The following is a 17,157-nucleotide window of genomic DNA, read 5'->3' on the forward strand; positions in this document are numbered from 1 at the left end:
GGCCACGACGAGAAAACGGAAAGCGATTTAAAAGAAAAATCATACTAGTTAGGAATGATAAAAGATGAAGCTAGGTATGTATTCAATTGAGATTAAGCGGTCTTCCATCGAGGAGTTGTTTTCGGCAATCCTTGAAAAAGGCTTTACAGAAGTTCAATTTGACTTTTTGTCGGTAGGCGAGGAACAGCTGCCTGCCTCCATTGATCCAGCACTCTCACGAGAAATCTATCGAACTGCGCAACGCAATGGCGTCGATATCGTGGCGATTAATGGCACTTATAATATGATCCATCCTGATAGAGAACAAAGAAATATTGGGCTCCAAGGATTTGAAGTCATTGCACAAGCATGTAAAGACCTCCATTGCCGTTTTATCACACTATGCACAGGTAGCAGGGATCCACAGAACATGTGGCGTTTTCATGAGGATAACAATACGCAAGCCGCTTGGGATGATATGATGGATTCCATGGAAAAGGTGTTGGAGATAGCTGAACGTCACGATCTGATTTTGGGGATCGAATGTGAAGCAAGCAATTGCGTCAATTCCGCAAAAAAAGCACGCTGGCTATTAGACGAATTTCAGTCTAAACGGCTAAAAATCATCATGGATGTGGCCAATTTATTTCAGAAGGGGCAAGCAAAAAAGGAGTATGTTCGGCCCATTATCGACGAAGCATTTGATTTACTAGGAAATGATATCTATATCGCGCATGGGAAGGACATTAAAGAGGGAAGCGAGCTTGATTTTACCCATGCTGGCAACGGGATTGTCGACTTTCCCTACTACCTTGAAAAGTTAAAAGAGTACAATTATACAGGTGGGATGCTTTTGCATGGCATTCATAATGAAGAGGATTTTAAGACAAGTGTAGATTTCACACGTAGTGTTATCTCCGACAATTGGTAAAAGGTGGAGGTGGAGGTGGAGAAGGGCAAAGATAGAGCGATACTCGTCGTCGTGCTTTTAGTCATTCAACTATAGCCGTGCATCATAGGTTAGCAACATCTTCTTGCACCTCGTACATGCCCCTCTATCCTTACTTCAGAATGACTCATAATTACTTTCTGGTCCTTTTGGGAAATAATTATTGTCCCAAAAGGACCAAATCATAGTGATTTAAACGGTTATATTAATTATTTTTATATCTCTCATAAGCTGCTTGTTTAATTTCCATGTATTTATCTAATCCCATTTCATCTAGTGTCTTTACATAATCATCCCATTTTGAAAACGGAACATTTCCCGTAATAAATTTGTCACGCATCTCTTCAACGTATTTATCAATATCAGTTCCTACTGATGCTAAATCCCTACTTTCATCATCTTTATACGTAAATTGGGGCCATATTTCTTCAGGTGTATATGGTTCAACTTTTTTTGCCGCCTCTATCGCTCCTTCTGAACTTGCTGTTCCTAAGAAAAACTCTTCCTTGATTGTTCCCATAGGCATCCCGAACCAAGGAACATATTTTGATGCTTCTTGTTCAAACGTTAAGCCATTTGGACTGTCTGTAATTTTTTCTACATATTCATAACTCCCATCAGAGGCTTCTTGATAAGTTTCACCTTCTATTCCCATATAAAAGAGCTTGATTCCTTCCTCACTGTAGAAATGATCCAACCATCTAACTGTTGCGGCGGGGTTTTCATTCTCTTTTGTAATCGCAAAATTTCCCATACTATACGTTATAGGGGAAAGCTTCACAAAGTTCTGATCCCCATAAGGACCTTCTAAAGCTATACCACTAACATAGTTTTTTCCTATTTCTTCATCCCAAACAGTAATAGGATTATAATGAACCGAGCTACCATATACACCTTCCGATGCGTTAGCTAAAAATTGGTTAGGTTCCATATTAAATATATTTTGTGCGATAAGCTCTTCACTATATAATTTATGCAAATATTCAAGCATCGCTTTATATCTATCTGTATTAGCATAAAAACGCACTTTATCTTCATCAGGATCCAGGTCGATATTAGGATTAGCCCGCCCCTTATTAGCTATCCCAAAGGAACCTAATAGGTAACCAATAAGATTATCTATTTCAGGTCCTTCATATGGAATTACATCAACCTCTCCCCCACTAGGATCTTGTTCTTTAACAGCTTTAAGATACTTATAAAATTCATCAGTTGTTTCTGGCACATCCATTCCTAATTTATCAAGCCAGGTTTGATTTACCCAAAGAGCAGCTTGGACACGTAAGGATAAAAAATCTTCAGATACGATTGTTGGAAATGAATATATATTTCCATCTGGAAAAGTAATTGCTTTCCTAATTTCAGGAATTTCATCTAAAATCTTTTTAAAATTAGGTGCATAGTCATCAATTAAATCATTGAGTGCAATAAATGTCCCTTGTTTACCATGTTCATATAGGTTTACATTGGTCAAGCTGGTATGATAAAAAACGTCTGGTAAATTCCCACTTGCCAAAGCAAGATTTCTCTTTTCTGTTATTGAATCACCTACTACCTGTTCCCATTCGACATGAATATTCGTCATTTTTTCGTATTCCTGCCACACAAGGAGATCATTTCAATCTATTGATGCATAATGGCTACCTTTCCCCACCATCATATTTATCGTAATAGGATCATTCACAATCGGCATCCCCTTTTCATTAACGTTGTCGTTATCAATTGTTTCTTTGGAAGACTCACTATTACTACACGAGGCAAATATTAACCTCTTATTCATTATTTCATGTCTCTTAGTTTTGGAACTTCTACATAATTACCTAGAGTTTGCATAGCCAAGCGGGGATCTACCTCCTTTTTTCTTAACCACAAAAAGGAGTGAAACATATAGTTCCACTCCTCCCACAAATAAAATATTTAGCTTCAGATAATCCCCGCTCCTTCCCATGGTGTAGTTAAGACACTACTATTATGAATAAAACCATATTCCTTTCAATGCAATTCCCCCAACAAAATTTCACTATCCATCCTCTTGTTATCTACCTTCACCCACTGCTTATTCCTATGACTTCTTAAAATCGCTTCAATTAATAACACAATTTGATGCCCATCTTGAAAGGTTGCAAAGCTTGGATTTTTCACTTCACCTTTTATCGTTCCATAGAAATCAATCATTAAATTTTTCAACCCGTCTGGCCAACCTTCTTGGTGTCCAGCAGGAACATGTGTAAGTTGACTAGCTTCCACTGACAACAAATTGGGATCCCTAACTAATTCCTGATTAGCTCTATTTCTTTTACCTAGCCATAATTTATTAGGTTCTTCCTGCTTCCACGAAAAAGATAAATGTTCAGTTGCAATCTCCAAAAACAAATGATTTTTCCTTCCGGCAGCAACTTGAGAAACCATAAAAACGCCTTGTACCCCATCCTCAAAACGAATCAATACACTTCCATAATCTTCTGTATTAATAGGAACATCCTGAGTTTCAAACATGTCTCCTTTTTCAAATGTACTCACTTGATTTTTCGTTTTCTTTCGGACATTGTGTACGGTTTTCAAATCCGCCAGCACTTCTACAATCCTTTTACCTAATATATACTGGGTAATATCGCACCAATGAGAACCGATATCTGCCATTGCTCTGGAAGGGCCATTTTTCTCTTGCTCCATTCTCCAGCTATAATCCGTGTCATACAAACACCAATCTTGCAAATAACCACCATGGACATGATAAACACCTCCATGCTTGTTAGAATGAATCTCATCTCTTAATTGTCGAACCAATGGAAAATGACGATAATTAAAACAAACACCGCTTACCACTGGACTTTTATTGGACAATTCTACAAGTTCTTTGGTTTGTTTACTATTCATGCCCAAAGGTTTTTCTGATAATAAATGCTTTCCAGCCAATAAAGTATCACGATTAAACTCATAGTGAAGATGATTTGGCGTGCAATTATGAACGACCTCCACATGAGGATCATGGATCAATTCATGCGGATCAGCATATGCTTGTCGAATGTGAAATTCAGCCGCAATCTTGTCTACTTTTTCCTTATTCCTTGATGAGATTGCAACAACTTCAATATCGGGTAGACGTCTTAGCGCCTCCACATGGGCCAACGCAGAAAAGCCAGAGCCGATAATTCCCACTTTTATTTTCTTCATTACTTGTTTCACCTTACCTTCTTATTGAACTCCATACCGCAAAAAAGTACATCCATTATCCTAGCTTCCAAACTTTAAACTTCCTCTCGAATTCCTAAAACATCTTTGATATATACCTTTTTCCCTGTCTTTACGGACTTAACTGCTCCTAACACCATTGCAAGACTATTTAAGTTATCCCTCCCAGAGGAATCAGGCTCTCGGTTATCAATGATTGATTCATAGAATTCTTGAAGACTTGCCCATCTTTCTTCCGTTTCCAATGATCGTAAATTTACATGCAGGTGACCATTTGATTCCAAAGCGTCTTTCATAAAGACAGAGGTAAAGATGTCATTTGGTTTTATAATGACTTGATTGTTAGCCCAATGAATTTCTCCTTCTTCCCCTTGAATACGCCAATCACCATCCCAACTGGTGTCCCACCCACGCGAAACCCAGCTACCTGTATATGAAACGACCGCTCCGCTGGTTGTTTCGAATAAAACGGAAGAAATCGCATTTCCTTTAAACCAACTCCATTGAGGGTTCCAAGAGATAGCATGCACAGAGATAGGCTCTAAGTCTAATATCCCTCTAATTTGGTCAAAGTGATGAATCGCCATATCGGTGATAAGTGGTTCTTCCATTTCAGTCCGAAAACCTGAGAATTTAGGTGCCTTTTGAAAATAAATGTACACACTTCCTAGTTCTCCAATTATATTTTGTTGAATGACATTTTTAACGGTTTGCGGAGCACGCTTATAGCGATAATTTTGGCTGACCATCAGTTTACGTTCGCTTCGCTCTGCCGTTTCAATTATTGCTAAAGAATCTTCCACGTTGCCAGCCAACGGTTTTTCAATGATACAATGAAGATTATGCGCAAATGCCTCCAAAGCCACCTCTTTATGAAAATCAGGCGGAACAACCGCAAGAACGGCATCTGCCTCTGTTTCCTGTATCGCTTCCGATAATGTTGTAAAAGCAGATTCAGGACTAAGCTGATAGTATTGGCAAGCCTTATTCAATAAATCATGATTCAAATCGACAATCGCGGCTAGCTCCCAGTGAGGAGAGCTTAACACAACTTGTACCCAGCTCCAGCCCCATCCTCCTATACCGACTTGAATCAGCTTCAATGGTTTCATTACACGACTTCCTCTCTTTAAAAATTTTTTCAAGAATAAGCTGTCGCTAATTAATTTTTTTGACAGCCTATAAAGTGAAACTTCATTCAGTGGTTTTTTTCATCCCCACTGAATGTTAAGGATCAAACTAAATTCGCAACATCCTGTCGTTTCGCCCTCACTAGTACGTCCTGTACGTTGCAACGCAATTGTGACCTGCGTCCTCCTGGCCTGAACCAATCGGGTATTTACTGGCAGTTGTCTCCCACTTGCAATTCTCGTTTTCATCTTGAATTCTTGAAATGGGGATTTTACTGCCAGTTAACTCTGTATTCAAAAAAGAATATTCTGAATATAATTCATTTCAAAAGTTTATCCCTGTGCAACCGTCCATACGCCCCACTTCAAGCTAGGAATTTTCAAAAAGCCTAAGTGAGGGATCACGAACAACAACTTGATAAGCCTCGCGTTATTTATTCTTCATAACATTTCCCCATAAATCAGGATCATCTACATTTTCCTTCGTAATTAGCACTGGTGGAGTAAACTGTTCTTTTGGTACATCCTCACCTTTTATATATTTTATTGCCGTTTGTACAGCAAGTGCCCCCATCTCAAAAGGATCTTGATTCACAGTCGCTGCTTGCTCACCTTTTCTAATTCGTTCCAATGCCTCTGGCGTTCCATCTACACCAACCGACACAATATATCCATCTTCTTCTGCTGTCTTTAATTTATCCACCTGTCTAAGTCCACTTAGTACACCGCGTTGCATATCATCATTATGGGTGAAGATGGCGTTAATTTCCGAATTGGCCGTTAATGAATCTGCGGTAATGCTTTGTGATTCCTCAGCAGACCATTCCGCATTCTGTGAAATCACTTCGAAATCGGTGGATTCCTCCATCCCTTGGTTAAACCCGCCACCACGGAAAATGGCATGATACGCTGCTGGAGACCCAGTCAGCTCTAGAACCGTTCCCTCTCCCAAAGCTGTCCTAATATATTGGGCAGCTACCTGCCCAGCCTCTGCATTATTAAAAGAAATACTACTGACAATTTCTGCACCTTCTGCGACAATACTATCTACGGTGACAACCGGAATCCCTGCATCGTTTGCCTTTTTTACACCGGGAACCAATTCATCTGAATTATTTGGTGCCAGGATGATTAAATCGACTCCCTTCGCAATATTATCCTCAATTTGTCGAAGCTGTACTTGACTATCTTCTTGCCCATCAAGAACCGTTACATTTGCTCCTAATTTTTCAGCCTCCTCTTTAATCCCCTCATCCAGCGCGACCATAAATTCAAACCCACGACTCCATAACAAAACAGCAATATCGATTGTTTCTTCATTATGATTGTTTTCTTCTGATTCCTTATTGGTAGCAGATGGATTATTCGAGCTACACCCCACTAACACTAAAACCATAAGAAATACAACTAGACTATTTATTCGTTTCATCTTCATCTTTTTCTTCACCTCAACTAATTCGTTTACGTACCTAAAGAAAATTTACGTCGATATACATCTAAAATGGCCGCAACAAGAATGACACTTCCTGTTACAAGGGCATCCCATGCTGGTGGTACACCAAGTAGATTAATAGCATTTGATACAAGAGACAGCAATATGACCCCTAAGATGGTGCCGAGAATATTCCCTTGCCCACCGAATAAGCTTGTCCCACCAATAACAACTGCGGCTATAACAGTTAATTCAATACCAGTTCCTGCGGAAGGACCCGCCGATTCTAACCGTGCCGTTAGCAATAAACCTCCTATTGCAGCAGCTACTCCTGCTAAAACATACGTTAAGGTAATGATTGTTTTTGTTCGAATTCCTGATAATTGTGCAGCTAGTTCATTCCCACCACTTGCATAGACGGACCTTCCAAATACAGTATGTTTTAGAAGCACATGGGCGATAACAGTAAGAATCGCTACAACAACGATTAAATAAGGGATTGTTAAAAAATGACCGGACGCTAATTTCACAAAGCTTTCAGGGACTGGATTAACATTCGCACTATTCGTGTAAATTAACACGATTCCACGTGCAATTCCCATCGTCGCAAGTGTGACAATTAATGGGGATAATTGTAATTTTGTAACTAACAATCCATTTAAAAGCCCAAAAGCAGCTCCAATTAAAATCATGACAAGTACCCCTATAAAAACAGGAACATCATTATAAACGATTAAACCTAGGCCAATAGCTGAAGATACCGCCATGACAGAGCCAACAGATAAGTCGATACCTCCTGTAATGATCACAAACGTAACTCCCAATGCTAATGTTGCTAGGATCGTCGACTGCATAAGTAAATTGACTAAATTAGCCTTTGTTAAAAAGACAGGAGACAAAATACTAAGTGCAATGCAAAATGCGACGATCACAAGTAAAAGCCCGAGGCTACCTATATATTTTTTGATATCAAACCGGGAATTTTTCATTACATCCTTTTTCTCTAGCTTTATTTGCTCAGGATTCGTCTTCGCTTGCTCCTGTTGCATATTTCAACACCTCTTCCTTCGTCACGTTGTCTCCTTTTAGTTCCACAACACTTCTTCCTTCTCTTATGACAACGATTCTGTCACTCAATGCCAATAGCTCCATAATGTCAGAGGAAATGATGACGACCGCTAATCCATCAGCAACAAGTTCCTCAATTAGCCGTTGAATCTCTGCTCTCGCTCCGACATCTACTCCTCTTGTTGGTTCATCTAATAGTAAAATTTTTGGATGTGTCGCTAACCATCTAGCTAATAATACTTTCTGCTGATTTCCACCACTTAATGTCATGACGATTGTTTCTAGTCTGTGGGTCTTAATCTGCAGCCGTTTCCTGTAATTCTCTACGACCTCTCTTTCCTTACTTTTGTTAATCCATCCGAATTTCATAATGCGATTGAGGATCGATAGGGATGTATTTTCTCTCACACTACTAGATAAAACTAGCCCTTGGGTCTTTCTGTCTTCAGGGACCAATCCAATTTTATGCTGAATTGCATCTGTTGGACTTTTAATGGGAACTTCCTTTCCTTCGATAAAAATTTCGCCGCTGTCTATTGGATCCACTCCAAATAGGCATCTGAATATTTCCGTCCTTCCCGCTCCAACAAGACCACCTAAGCCTACTATTTCACCTTCATGCACATCAAAAGAAACATTAGCCAGTGCCCCTTTACGTGTTAACCCTTTCACTTCCATCACTTTTTGACCATGTTGATGCTTTTTAATTCTTTCTAACGTTACATCTTTCCCGACCATCAACCGGACAATATTATTTGGCGTTATATCTTTCGGTGATGCAGATTTTACCAACTTTCCATCGCGGAATACTGTGATATAATCTGCTAATTCAAACACCTCTTCCAATCGGTGAGAGACGTAAAGGATAGCTAATCCTTTTTCTTTTAAATGTTTAACAACTTTCAGTAATTGCTGGGTTTCCGTTTCTGAAAGAGACGCCGTAGGTTCATCTAATATAAGCACTTTTGTTTCCATTGAGAGAGAACGAGCAATTTCAACTAATTGCTGTTCTCCAGTTGACAATGTAGAGACAACCGCTTCTACATCTATATTTGCACCTAACTTATTTAACGCTTCCTTCGCACGGTGCTTCATTTCTTCCCAATCCACTAGACTTCTTTGTTTTTTTGGCCATTGTCCTAGAGATATATTTTCTGCGACTGTTAAATGTGGAATAAGAAGCAACTCTTGATGAATAACGGATATTCCGTATTTTTTTGAATCCTTTGGATTAGAGAAAACAATCTTTTCACCGTCCATTATGAGATCACCCTGGTCTGGTTGATAATAACCTGCCAGAATCTTAATAATGGTTGATTTCCCGGCTCCATTTTCACCAACGAGGCATTGAATCTGGCTACCACGAATAGTAAAACTGACATCCTTTAGTGCCTGAACACCATGAAAACTTTTTTGGATATTCTGAATTTGGATTGTATGAATCATTCGTTCATAACCTTCTTTAAAAACACCAATCCATCTTCTCCTATAGAATTTTGTGTCGGTGCCAGTGGCCTCCATTGCGAAACGGCTCTTGCAATTTCTTTAATCTCGGAAGTAAAAGATTCGATTACATTAGGACCCATATAATTAATGTCTTTTAAAGCCTGCGCAACTTCGTTCCACGGTATGTTTCCAGTTCCCGGTGTTCCTCTATCGTTTTCACAAGAATGAAAGTTAAAAATCTTATCATTGGCAAGTTTTATCGCTTCAGGTATACTTTTTTCTTCAAGATTCATATGGAAAGTATCTAGTAGAAATCCAACATTGTCGTATTCCACTTTTTCGAAGAATTCTAATCCTTGCTGTACTGTATTCATAAAATCTGTTTCATAGCGATTTAACGGTTCAACTGCTAGTTTTATATCTTTTGCTTGCGCATACTCCGCAACCCTTTTCATGTTTATGACTGCCCACTCAATCTGTTGTTCCTTTTCAGTACTTGAAAGTAATCTCGTTTTTCCTGTTGCAGAGTACATCGGACCTGAAACCAGTGGGGAACCAATCTCTGCTGCTATATCAATGCATTGCTTAATGTATTCAACTCCACCTTCCCGAATACTTTCATCCTCAGAACTGATATCACGCATTGGTCCAAAGGCACCACAAACGAGTGCTTCAAGATCGGTCGCTTTAAGTCGTCGTTTAATCGCGTTAACATCAATGGTTTCTGGATCTTCAATGCAAATTTCGATATAATCAAAACCCATCTTCTTCACTTTTCCGATCAGATCTAATGTATGATTCGAAAATGGGGACACCCATATAAATGTACTTGCACCAAATTTCATGGTAGTTCCTCCCCCTTCTTAAATTGATTTTTCAATCGCCCTCATGTAATCAATCGATTTTTCCGTATATTCATCAAAGAATTCTCGCCCCCCACCTGTTTCCATTACAGCAAATGGATCGGCAGCTGCTGGCAAAATTTCAAATGTTAGAGGTCGTTGATAATCAATTTCTTTTAACGCTTTTAATATGGGCACAAAATCAATCGTCCCTAATCCAGGTGCCTTGCGATTGTTATCAGCAAGATGGATATGAATCAATGCATCACTACTTTTTCGAATCGCTTCCGCTATATCATCCTCCTCAATATTCATGTGAAAGGTATCCCCCATAATCCCGACATTCGGTAGATTGACTTTTTTCCACATGTCTAGAGCCTGATCTAAACGATTTAACATATACGTTTCATAGCGATTCCAAGCTTCAATACACAAATCCACATTTAAAGTAGCCGCATATTCCGCTCCCTCTCGTATTCCTTCAATCGCCCAATTTACCTCATCCTCGTAATGAGCTAAAGATGTCGTTTTCCCATTTGCTGTCGGAGCGACAATCATCACCGGCGCCCCAACTTCAACAGACATATCTGCTACTCTTTTCACATAATCTATTGCATTTCTGCGTTTCACGGGATCAGGGTGGGCCAAATCACGTTCAGCATTATAAATGGAACATATCGAAGAAACAGTAATGCCATAATCATTTACAAGTTTCCTTACCTTTTGGGTATCATAAGCATCCGGCTCTCCAATTAATTCAATTGCGTCATAACCAAACCGTGCGACTCTCTCAATACTTTTCGATACATCCTCCCCATAATAAACAAGTGAATCAAAACTGTACGTAAACATAAAAAAATCCTCCTTGTATTAAATTTTTCTTTATTGACCCTCAATATAATACGTTACTAATGTAATGATAGTGATAGTTGATTATCACATACCTTCACAATGTACAACTGATCTTTAAATCTAGGTTTATTTGAGACATCCCCCCCCATTTGGGAATTCAACTTTCTGAATTTCCAAGTTGAATGTAGTAATCTTTCCACTCAACTTGAGTAACACTAAAAACCATCTACACAACACACGTTCTGTGTGCCATAAATCTATATTAAGCAGAATTTGTCGAATTGTCAACTCATTTCGTGTGTTTAATCAATACAAACACACAAATTGTGTTAAGTTTTTGCCAAATGAAGAGAGGTGTTCAGGATGGAGAGCTTTGAACAGCGACTAGAAAATCTTCGTGATAAGAAGGGCTATTCAAAAAAGGAAATGAGTCATAAGCTAGGTTTTACAGATAATGTGTATGGATCTTACGAAAGAGGGGAAAGACGTCCTTCATTTGAAGCACTCATAAAACTAGCGGATATTTTCGATGTCTCCCTTGATTTCCTGATTCGTGGAACAGAATATAAAGAAGATAGTAACTTAACTCAATATGAAAAAGCAGTAAAAGACATTACAAACGACCTTGCAAATAAAGGAATAAAATCGGCTTATTTTTTGCAGTCTCAAAAATGGGCGATCCTCTCTGAAGAAGATGTTAAGGAATTGAACGATCATTTTGAGTGGATTGTCGAAAAAGCGAGGATGCGCAAATACGATTCAGGTGAGTAATTGACTTAAGACTTTTTTGTTTCAGAAAAACGGATAAGAAGTTCCGTTGACATTAAATAAAAAAACTGGGGAACCCCTATATTTATTAGCTTCCTCCTTTAATTGGAACGGAAGAAGAAGCAGTAAAATTAATATTTAGTGAGATAGGCAGATTAAATCAAACTAAGGCAAATGAATTTTTGATGTTTAAACCAGGCGATCGCGATTGAAATAGACCGTCACAGAACTCCAAATGAATTCTGTGACGGTCTATTTATTTTAACATGATCTGATTTGTTCATTTCATCCTGACTAGTAGCCAATTTAGTCTACTTTAATAAGCCCTAACCTCGCATATTTCTGACTAGAGGCTTCATTTGTTTACATCTGTATTCTCTTCAATAGCCGCTTTTCCACTATTGATTCTTTTAATAGCTTCCTTATCAAATTTCAAACGGCGATCGTAAGTGTATAAACCATTCTTCTCTTGTTCAATATCGTAAAGTTGTGTATAACAAAAACCAAAAATATTAGGATGTTCCAATAAAGCTTTTGTAATCCCATCATAACGATACATAAACTCTTCTTTTGTCTTAGGTTTCCCGGCTTCCCAATCTTCAAGTTCCAAGGTTTCACCAGGTGCCCAAAAAATCCCACCATACTCACTAAGCATATAGGGCTGACCCTCATATTTCTGTTTTTCATCCGAATAATTAAAACTAATATACGGCTTTCCGCCATGTTTGAAGTCTTCAAACTTTTCGGCAAAAGATTCAGGGTCTTGATCGTACAAATGGGCATCAAAAATATCAGTTTCAACGTGGAAAAATCCACTAACATCAATCACAGGTCGCGTGTTATCCATACGTTTCGTTGATCGATAAATCATGCTAACGACATGATCGTTTTGATCAGGTAATAATACAGAGTCACCACTCTCCGTTTTAAATTTTGCACCTTGAATTTCATTTAAAGGGCACCATCCCACAATTGACGGATGATTAAAATCTCGATCAACCGACTCTAACCATTCAGGAAGGAATCTTGCGAAGGCATCTAAGTTACTAAAATCAAATCCCCAGTCCGCATATTCTCCCCAAACCATGAATCCTAACCGATCAGCCCAATATAGATACCGCGGTTCAAAAACTTTTTCATGTAATCTCGCACCATTGAACCCCAACTCTATAGCCAATTCTATATCTTTTTTTAAATCAGCTTCTGTAGGAGCTGTATAAACACCATCGGGATAATAACCCTGATCTAGTACTAACCTTTGGAATACCGATTTACCGTTTATAAGCACCTTTTGCTTGTTAATCGCTATTTCTCTCATTCCAAAGTAGCTTGTCACTTCATCTATCACTTCATTGTCCCGTAATAAGAAAAGTTGTAAATCATACAATTTTCCGTCCCCAGGTTCCCATAAATATAATTCGGATAAATCAATCGATGCTATAATATTCTCTTTATAAGATAACAACAACTCAGTTTCGCCCATAACTCTACCTTCGTAACTTGCGAGCGTTTTAAAGGAATACCCTAAAGTATCTCCCTGAAAACTGGTATCAATAGTAACGCGATTATTATCGATGTCCGAAATAATCTTAAATGTGTCAATCGAACTTAATGGAACAGCCTCAAGCCAGACCGTTTGCCAAATACCCGTCGTTCTAGTATATCTGCATTTATTCGAATGATATTCAAGTGCCTGCTTACCACATGGCTGCAATCTACTTTTTATATCATCCTTTGCATAAACAGTCACTGTATTACCACCATCAGCATTTAATGTTTCTGTTATATCAAATGTAAACGGTGTATACCCGCCAACATGTGTCCCCACGGAATGCCCGTTAATCCACACTTCCGTTTCATAATCCACTGCTCCAAAATGAAGGAGTATCTTTTTATCTCTCCAATTACTAGGGATAGAAAATTCCCTTTTATACCATACAGCATTCATAAAATCCCTATTTTCAATTCGAGATAATTTACTTTCTGGGCAAAAAGGAACTACTATTTTCCGTGACAGGTGTTTCTTATTATAAAGCTTGCGTTCCTTTCCACTATCACTCGCATCAATTTCAAATTCCCATTCTCCATTTAAATTTATCCAGTCTTTTCTGACCAGTTGCGGCCTCGGATATTCATTTCTTGGAATGTGATCATTCGTCATTTTTCATACCACCCTTTTAATAGATTAATTATTAAAGATTTCATTGGTAACCTTAATAACCGTCTCAGTTTCCTAACACTTCTTTATTAAATTCTACGTCTCACAGTCGTACTCTACCGATAATTGAGTGATGAGCTTGTCTAACTTCTTGATTTCATCTTCTCCAAGTTCCACAATATCCTCTAGCCGTCGTTCGGCTCTACCTGGTTGTCAAATAGCTTCCGCCTAACTTTAGCCATTCTTTAAAATCTTTGTAAATTGCATTTCTTGTAGTTGAAGTTGATAACTTATCAACCAATTGTTTTTCAAATTCCTCAGAAAAAGCCCACATCCATCCGAACAAATTATTAATTTAACTTTATCTTAATGATGTATAAAAAACAATGAAGAATGGCTCTCTATGACAAATATTTTCTGGGTCCGTTCTGCTAATTTATTGCATAAAGAGTATTATCTCTACGGGACTATCGGTCACATCCAACACAACGATTTTCCTTTACTACATTAACGCTATACCTGACTGGGGGACTGACCCCAAATTTGTTCCCAAATTCACACCACCCCTCTCTCAATATTCTCTCGTATTTTCGCTAAGGTGACAGTCTTGCGTTTTTTGATGGCTGAGAGGGAGAGTTGTTCTTTTTCGGCGATGTCACGGGTGGTCATGCCTTTGTAGAATGTGTCGATGACCCATTGGGTTTGTTTGTCGGAAAGGCCTATGCAATAGTTTTGTAGATGTTCCTGTTCCAGCCATTGTTTCTCTTCTTCCATTATGTTTCCCCAGAAATTGTCATCTGGATAGACGTTTTGTTCTTCGTTTTGCCTGTGCTTTGTGAGGTTAGTCATCATCCGCCCTTTTATGTAGGAATAGGCGTAGGAAGAGAATTCTCCCTTTTCATGATCAAATCGTTGGTGAGCATCCCACAAGGCAATCAAGCCAGTTTGAAAAAATTCATCCTTGTTTTTATAAATCGCTAAAGATTTCATCGCATGGTAAATCATCGGTTGATAGTTCTCAACAATTTGGTCAAAACTTTCCATTTGTCGTTCCTTTTGGAAAGCGCGCTTTCTGTGTATTCCCGGGTATCTCTACCTTAAGAAAAATCTACATTCAAAGCTAATGGATCTATTGCCAAAAATGAGGTTCATTTCTGCCAATTTATTGAATAATGAACTCCATTTTACAATTTCAATAAGGGAGATTTGTCCTATCTAGCAAAAAATCATTTTCAAGCAAATTTTTTTAAAGGGAAAAATGATAAAGAGCCAAACAAACACCATATAAAGTAGTTTGGTCCATTCGTTTGTTAAGTGACGAGGAATAAAAGAAGAAGATTCGAAAAGGGGTAAAATTGGTAATCATATTATTTGGAATTTTTCTTCTTTTATAGGATAATAGACGTAGGTATTTATAAATATCTTAAATTTAACTTAAGGGAGAGTGAAAGTGATCAATCGATTAGGAGATATTAAAAGTGAAGAAGTGCGTGAGAACTATATCATTAAGTCTTGTACATCTTGTTTATTGCCATTGATCGTTAACTATGGATACTTGATGACACGAGTCGTTGAAGAAAATGATAGTTTTACAGTCCGGAAAAGCCCATTACAAATTATGCAAGATAGCCTGCTTTATTATGGGCATGATTTAGAAGGTGCTTCGCAGGCAAGCAAGCAGATCTTAGGCAATATCAATATGCCTCCTGTAAAAGTCTATAACAATATTTATTGGTTCCCCCTTTATTCAAAGCGAAAGGAACATAATATTTGGATTGCTTCCCATTACGGGGACCGTTATAAGGCGGAGAATAAGAAGGAAACCAACTTGTACATCGGTAAAAGATATATCATTACCCTAAAACTTAGCCTCAGAGCCTATGAAAGTAAGTTAATAAAAGCAAGAACCCTCGAGAAAATACACCATGATCGGTTTCAAGAAATAGACGAAGATACCCCCATCGAGACCAATACCCAAATCATCAAAGAATATCAACATCCATACTATTATTATGCACAGGTTGGGCCGAAGCCACATAACGAAAAAAAGGGAAAGCAAAAGATATTCTTTTTACAAAATTAAATTTGCTTCAAGAGTAGGAAGAAGATTTTAGGGTTAATCAGTAGATACAGTTTGTATGCGCTATCATATAATGTCATATGAAACAGATTGCTCCCTTTCCTAAGATTCTTTCAGATGAATTTTGTTGTTTAAACGGAAAACTGTAAACATGAAAATGGGAGAGTGATAAAATGCATCCACTACCAAAGGATGGAGGCACGTTTTGGACGACACATAAGGAATTACGTATTCAAGTCTTGTACACGCAATTTGAAGAGCAATATGAGGCGTTTGCCAGTTATTATTACTGGGAAGAGGAAAGCATTGACGGCTGCGGGAAACACCACGTCTTGCATATAGCCATAGCTGATTCCCTAGAAAATCTAATGGAAGAGATAAAGGAACATGGACTGGACATTTGGACAACAACCCGACCATCTACCAAGCAAAAAGTGAAATTTTTGATGTTTAGTCCTGATGAGATAAAGTGAAACTTCAATCAGTGGGAGTTTTTCAACGCATAGGATTTGCCAAGCAGACGTGGCGATTGTTGTCGCGAATTAGCCTGTTTCTTTACTTGGTAGTGGAAAGGTGGGATAACTATGGGTACGTCACAGAAACACGAATGGTTTCTGTGACGTTTTGTTCAGAACGGATCAAATCCGACGTCTAATTGGATGGCTATATACATAACACTTTTAAAATAGTCTTCTATTTTAAAAGTATAATTAAAAGATTTCGCTTCCCTTTTCATCCCCATTTCCTTGTATTCTTTTGGTGTTAACGATGTTATCTAGAGAAATAAGAAGTCATAATATCCCAAATGATTACCAAATCATATCTTCACAATTAAAGTTAAAGACATAGTGCGGAGAAACATGAATTAACCATCACACTTGCACAACTAGAAAAAGTGCAGTTGCTGTAAATGATGTGCATAAAAAAATCCGGGGAAAAGTATGGATTTCTAGCTTCTGAGAATCATCCCAGACAAACTTTTATTCAGCAATTCTATTTAAAAGGCAGTAGAGGCTGATAAAATAGTCGCCTTTACTGCCTTTTACTTATTAAATATCTTGATATAATCTCGGGTGGTATCTCAGGAAAGCTGGAATTTACTAATGCTGACAAATTGATTTATTTTTCAGATGGATAAAGCAACATCCCAGTATGGTGCTTTATCCATTCAAATCCATTTAGCTATGATTCCTTTTTATAAATCAGGAGATGTTATGCACTTAGATGAGCAAAATTATGATCCAATCATTTAAAATAGTAT

General features: G+C 38.1%; 16 protein-coding genes. 5 read left to right on the forward strand and 11 right to left on the reverse strand.

Features of this window, described 5'->3' with window-relative positions; genetic code table 11:
- Positions 1-64 precede the first annotated feature (64 nt).
- On the forward strand, positions 65-910 hold the full coding sequence (locus KI375_RS00215) for a sugar phosphate isomerase/epimerase family protein (RefSeq protein WP_212971560.1): 846 nt from the start codon (positions 65-67) through the stop codon (positions 908-910).
- Positions 911-1,133: 223 nt separating this feature from the next.
- On the opposite strand, the gene KI375_RS00220 is transcribed toward KI375_RS00215, so the two are convergent.
- From KI375_RS00220 to KI375_RS00260, 9 genes are all read right to left on the reverse strand, one after another.
- Positions 1,134-2,534 (reverse strand): extracellular solute-binding protein, encoded by a 1,401-nt coding sequence (locus KI375_RS00220; protein WP_280528611.1) that lies wholly within the window; start codon positions 2,532-2,534, stop codon positions 1,134-1,136.
- Positions 2,535-2,546: 12 nt separating this feature from the next.
- Positions 2,547-2,708, reverse strand: coding sequence for a hypothetical protein (locus tag KI375_RS00225; RefSeq protein WP_212971562.1), 162 nt, complete (start codon positions 2,706-2,708; stop codon positions 2,547-2,549).
- Between the two features lie 212 nt (positions 2,709-2,920).
- Positions 2,921-4,102, reverse strand: coding sequence for a Gfo/Idh/MocA family protein (locus tag KI375_RS00230; RefSeq protein WP_212971563.1), 1,182 nt, complete (start codon positions 4,100-4,102; stop codon positions 2,921-2,923).
- 74 nt (positions 4,103-4,176) lie between these two features.
- The gene (locus KI375_RS00235) at positions 4,177-5,232 is read right to left on the reverse strand and encodes a Gfo/Idh/MocA family protein (protein ID WP_212971564.1); all 1,056 of its coding nucleotides are present in this window, start codon (positions 5,230-5,232) and stop codon (positions 4,177-4,179) included.
- A gap of 448 nt (positions 5,233-5,680) precedes the next feature.
- A complete protein-coding gene (locus tag KI375_RS00240) occupies positions 5,681-6,685 on the reverse strand; it encodes a sugar ABC transporter substrate-binding protein (RefSeq protein WP_212971565.1) in 1,005 nt (334 codons plus the stop codon).
- A gap of 26 nt (positions 6,686-6,711) precedes the next feature.
- Complete coding sequence (locus tag KI375_RS00245) at positions 6,712-7,731, reverse strand: ABC transporter permease (protein WP_212971566.1); 1,020 nt, start codon at positions 7,729-7,731, stop codon at positions 6,712-6,714.
- A complete protein-coding gene (locus KI375_RS00250; protein WP_212971567.1) occupies positions 7,700-9,196 on the reverse strand; it encodes a sugar ABC transporter ATP-binding protein in 1,497 nt (498 codons plus the stop codon). The genes KI375_RS00245 and KI375_RS00250 overlap by 32 nt, the downstream gene beginning before the upstream one ends.
- Complete coding sequence (locus tag KI375_RS00255) at positions 9,193-10,041, reverse strand: sugar phosphate isomerase/epimerase family protein (protein WP_212971568.1); 849 nt, start codon at positions 10,039-10,041, stop codon at positions 9,193-9,195. The genes KI375_RS00250 and KI375_RS00255 overlap by 4 nt, the downstream gene beginning before the upstream one ends.
- Positions 10,042-10,059: 18 nt before the next feature.
- A complete protein-coding gene (locus KI375_RS00260; RefSeq protein ID WP_212971569.1) occupies positions 10,060-10,890 on the reverse strand; it encodes a sugar phosphate isomerase/epimerase family protein in 831 nt (276 codons plus the stop codon).
- A gap of 363 nt (positions 10,891-11,253) precedes the next feature.
- Here KI375_RS00260 and KI375_RS00265 point away from each other — a divergent pair, with 363 nt between their 5' ends.
- Positions 11,254-11,661, forward strand: a complete 408-nt coding sequence (locus KI375_RS00265) for a helix-turn-helix domain-containing protein (RefSeq protein WP_212971570.1) — start codon at positions 11,254-11,256, stop codon at positions 11,659-11,661.
- 352 nt (positions 11,662-12,013) lie between these two features.
- Here KI375_RS00265 and KI375_RS00270 read toward each other — a convergent pair whose 3' ends face one another.
- Complete coding sequence (locus KI375_RS00270) at positions 12,014-13,819, reverse strand: glycoside hydrolase family 2 protein (protein ID WP_212971571.1); 1,806 nt, start codon at positions 13,817-13,819, stop codon at positions 12,014-12,016.
- A 552-nt stretch (positions 13,820-14,371) separates the two neighbouring features.
- A complete protein-coding gene (locus tag KI375_RS00275; RefSeq protein WP_212971572.1) occupies positions 14,372-14,860 on the reverse strand; it encodes a sigma-70 family RNA polymerase sigma factor in 489 nt (162 codons plus the stop codon).
- Between the two features lie 406 nt (positions 14,861-15,266).
- Here KI375_RS00275 and KI375_RS00280 point away from each other — a divergent pair, with 406 nt between their 5' ends.
- The 3 genes from KI375_RS00280 to KI375_RS27610 all read left to right on the forward strand — a co-directional run bounded on the left by KI375_RS00280 (position 15,267) and on the right by KI375_RS27610 (position 17,149).
- Complete coding sequence (locus tag KI375_RS00280; protein WP_212971573.1) at positions 15,267-15,899, forward strand: competence protein ComK; 633 nt, start codon at positions 15,267-15,269, stop codon at positions 15,897-15,899.
- Positions 15,900-16,069: 170 nt separating this feature from the next.
- On the forward strand, positions 16,070-16,369 hold the full coding sequence (locus KI375_RS00285; RefSeq protein WP_212971574.1) for a hypothetical protein: 300 nt from the start codon (positions 16,070-16,072) through the stop codon (positions 16,367-16,369).
- A gap of 657 nt (positions 16,370-17,026) precedes the next feature.
- Entirely contained in the window at positions 17,027-17,149 is a 123-nt protein-coding gene (locus tag KI375_RS27610) for a hypothetical protein (protein ID WP_280528612.1), read from the forward strand.
- Positions 17,150-17,157 lie beyond the last annotated feature (8 nt).

It is taken from the genome of Bacillus sp. J14TS2, from assembly GCF_018333015.1.
GTDB lineage: Bacteria > Bacillota > Bacilli > Bacillales > Bacillaceae_C > Lederbergia.

Bases quoted from the DNA above. Each gene is read 5' to 3' on its own strand.
- KI375_RS00235 (WP_212971564.1), bottom strand. From the start codon at position 5,232: ATGAAACCATTGAAGCTGATTCAAGTCGGTATAGGAGGATGGGGCTGG.
- KI375_RS00240 (WP_212971565.1), bottom strand. From the start codon at position 6,685: ATGAAGATGAAACGAATAAATAGTCTAGTTGTATTTCTTATGGTTTTA.
- KI375_RS00255 (WP_212971568.1), bottom strand. From the start codon at position 10,041: ATGAAATTTGGTGCAAGTACATTTATATGGGTGTCCCCATTTTCGAAT.
- KI375_RS00270 (WP_212971571.1), bottom strand. From the start codon at position 13,819: ATGACGAATGATCACATTCCAAGAAATGAATATCCGAGGCCGCAACTG.
- KI375_RS00215 (WP_212971560.1), top strand. From the start codon at position 65: ATGAAGCTAGGTATGTATTCAATTGAGATTAAGCGGTCTTCCATCGAG.
- KI375_RS27610 (WP_280528612.1), top strand. From the start codon at position 17,027: ATGGATAAAGCAACATCCCAGTATGGTGCTTTATCCATTCAAATCCAT.
- KI375_RS00265 (WP_212971570.1), top strand. From the start codon at position 11,254: ATGGAGAGCTTTGAACAGCGACTAGAAAATCTTCGTGATAAGAAGGGC.
- KI375_RS00275 (WP_212971572.1), bottom strand. From the start codon at position 14,860: ATGGAAAGTTTTGACCAAATTGTTGAGAACTATCAACCGATGATTTAC.
- KI375_RS00225 (WP_212971562.1), bottom strand. From the start codon at position 2,708: ATGAATAAGAGGTTAATATTTGCCTCGTGTAGTAATAGTGAGTCTTCC.
- KI375_RS00230 (WP_212971563.1), bottom strand. From the start codon at position 4,102: ATGAAGAAAATAAAAGTGGGAATTATCGGCTCTGGCTTTTCTGCGTTG.
- KI375_RS00260 (WP_212971569.1), bottom strand. From the start codon at position 10,890: ATGTTTACGTACAGTTTTGATTCACTTGTTTATTATGGGGAGGATGTA.
- KI375_RS00285 (WP_212971574.1), top strand. From the start codon at position 16,070: ATGCATCCACTACCAAAGGATGGAGGCACGTTTTGGACGACACATAAG.
- KI375_RS00245 (WP_212971566.1), bottom strand. From the start codon at position 7,731: ATGCAACAGGAGCAAGCGAAGACGAATCCTGAGCAAATAAAGCTAGAG.
- KI375_RS00250 (WP_212971567.1), bottom strand. From the start codon at position 9,196: ATGATTCATACAATCCAAATTCAGAATATCCAAAAAAGTTTTCATGGT.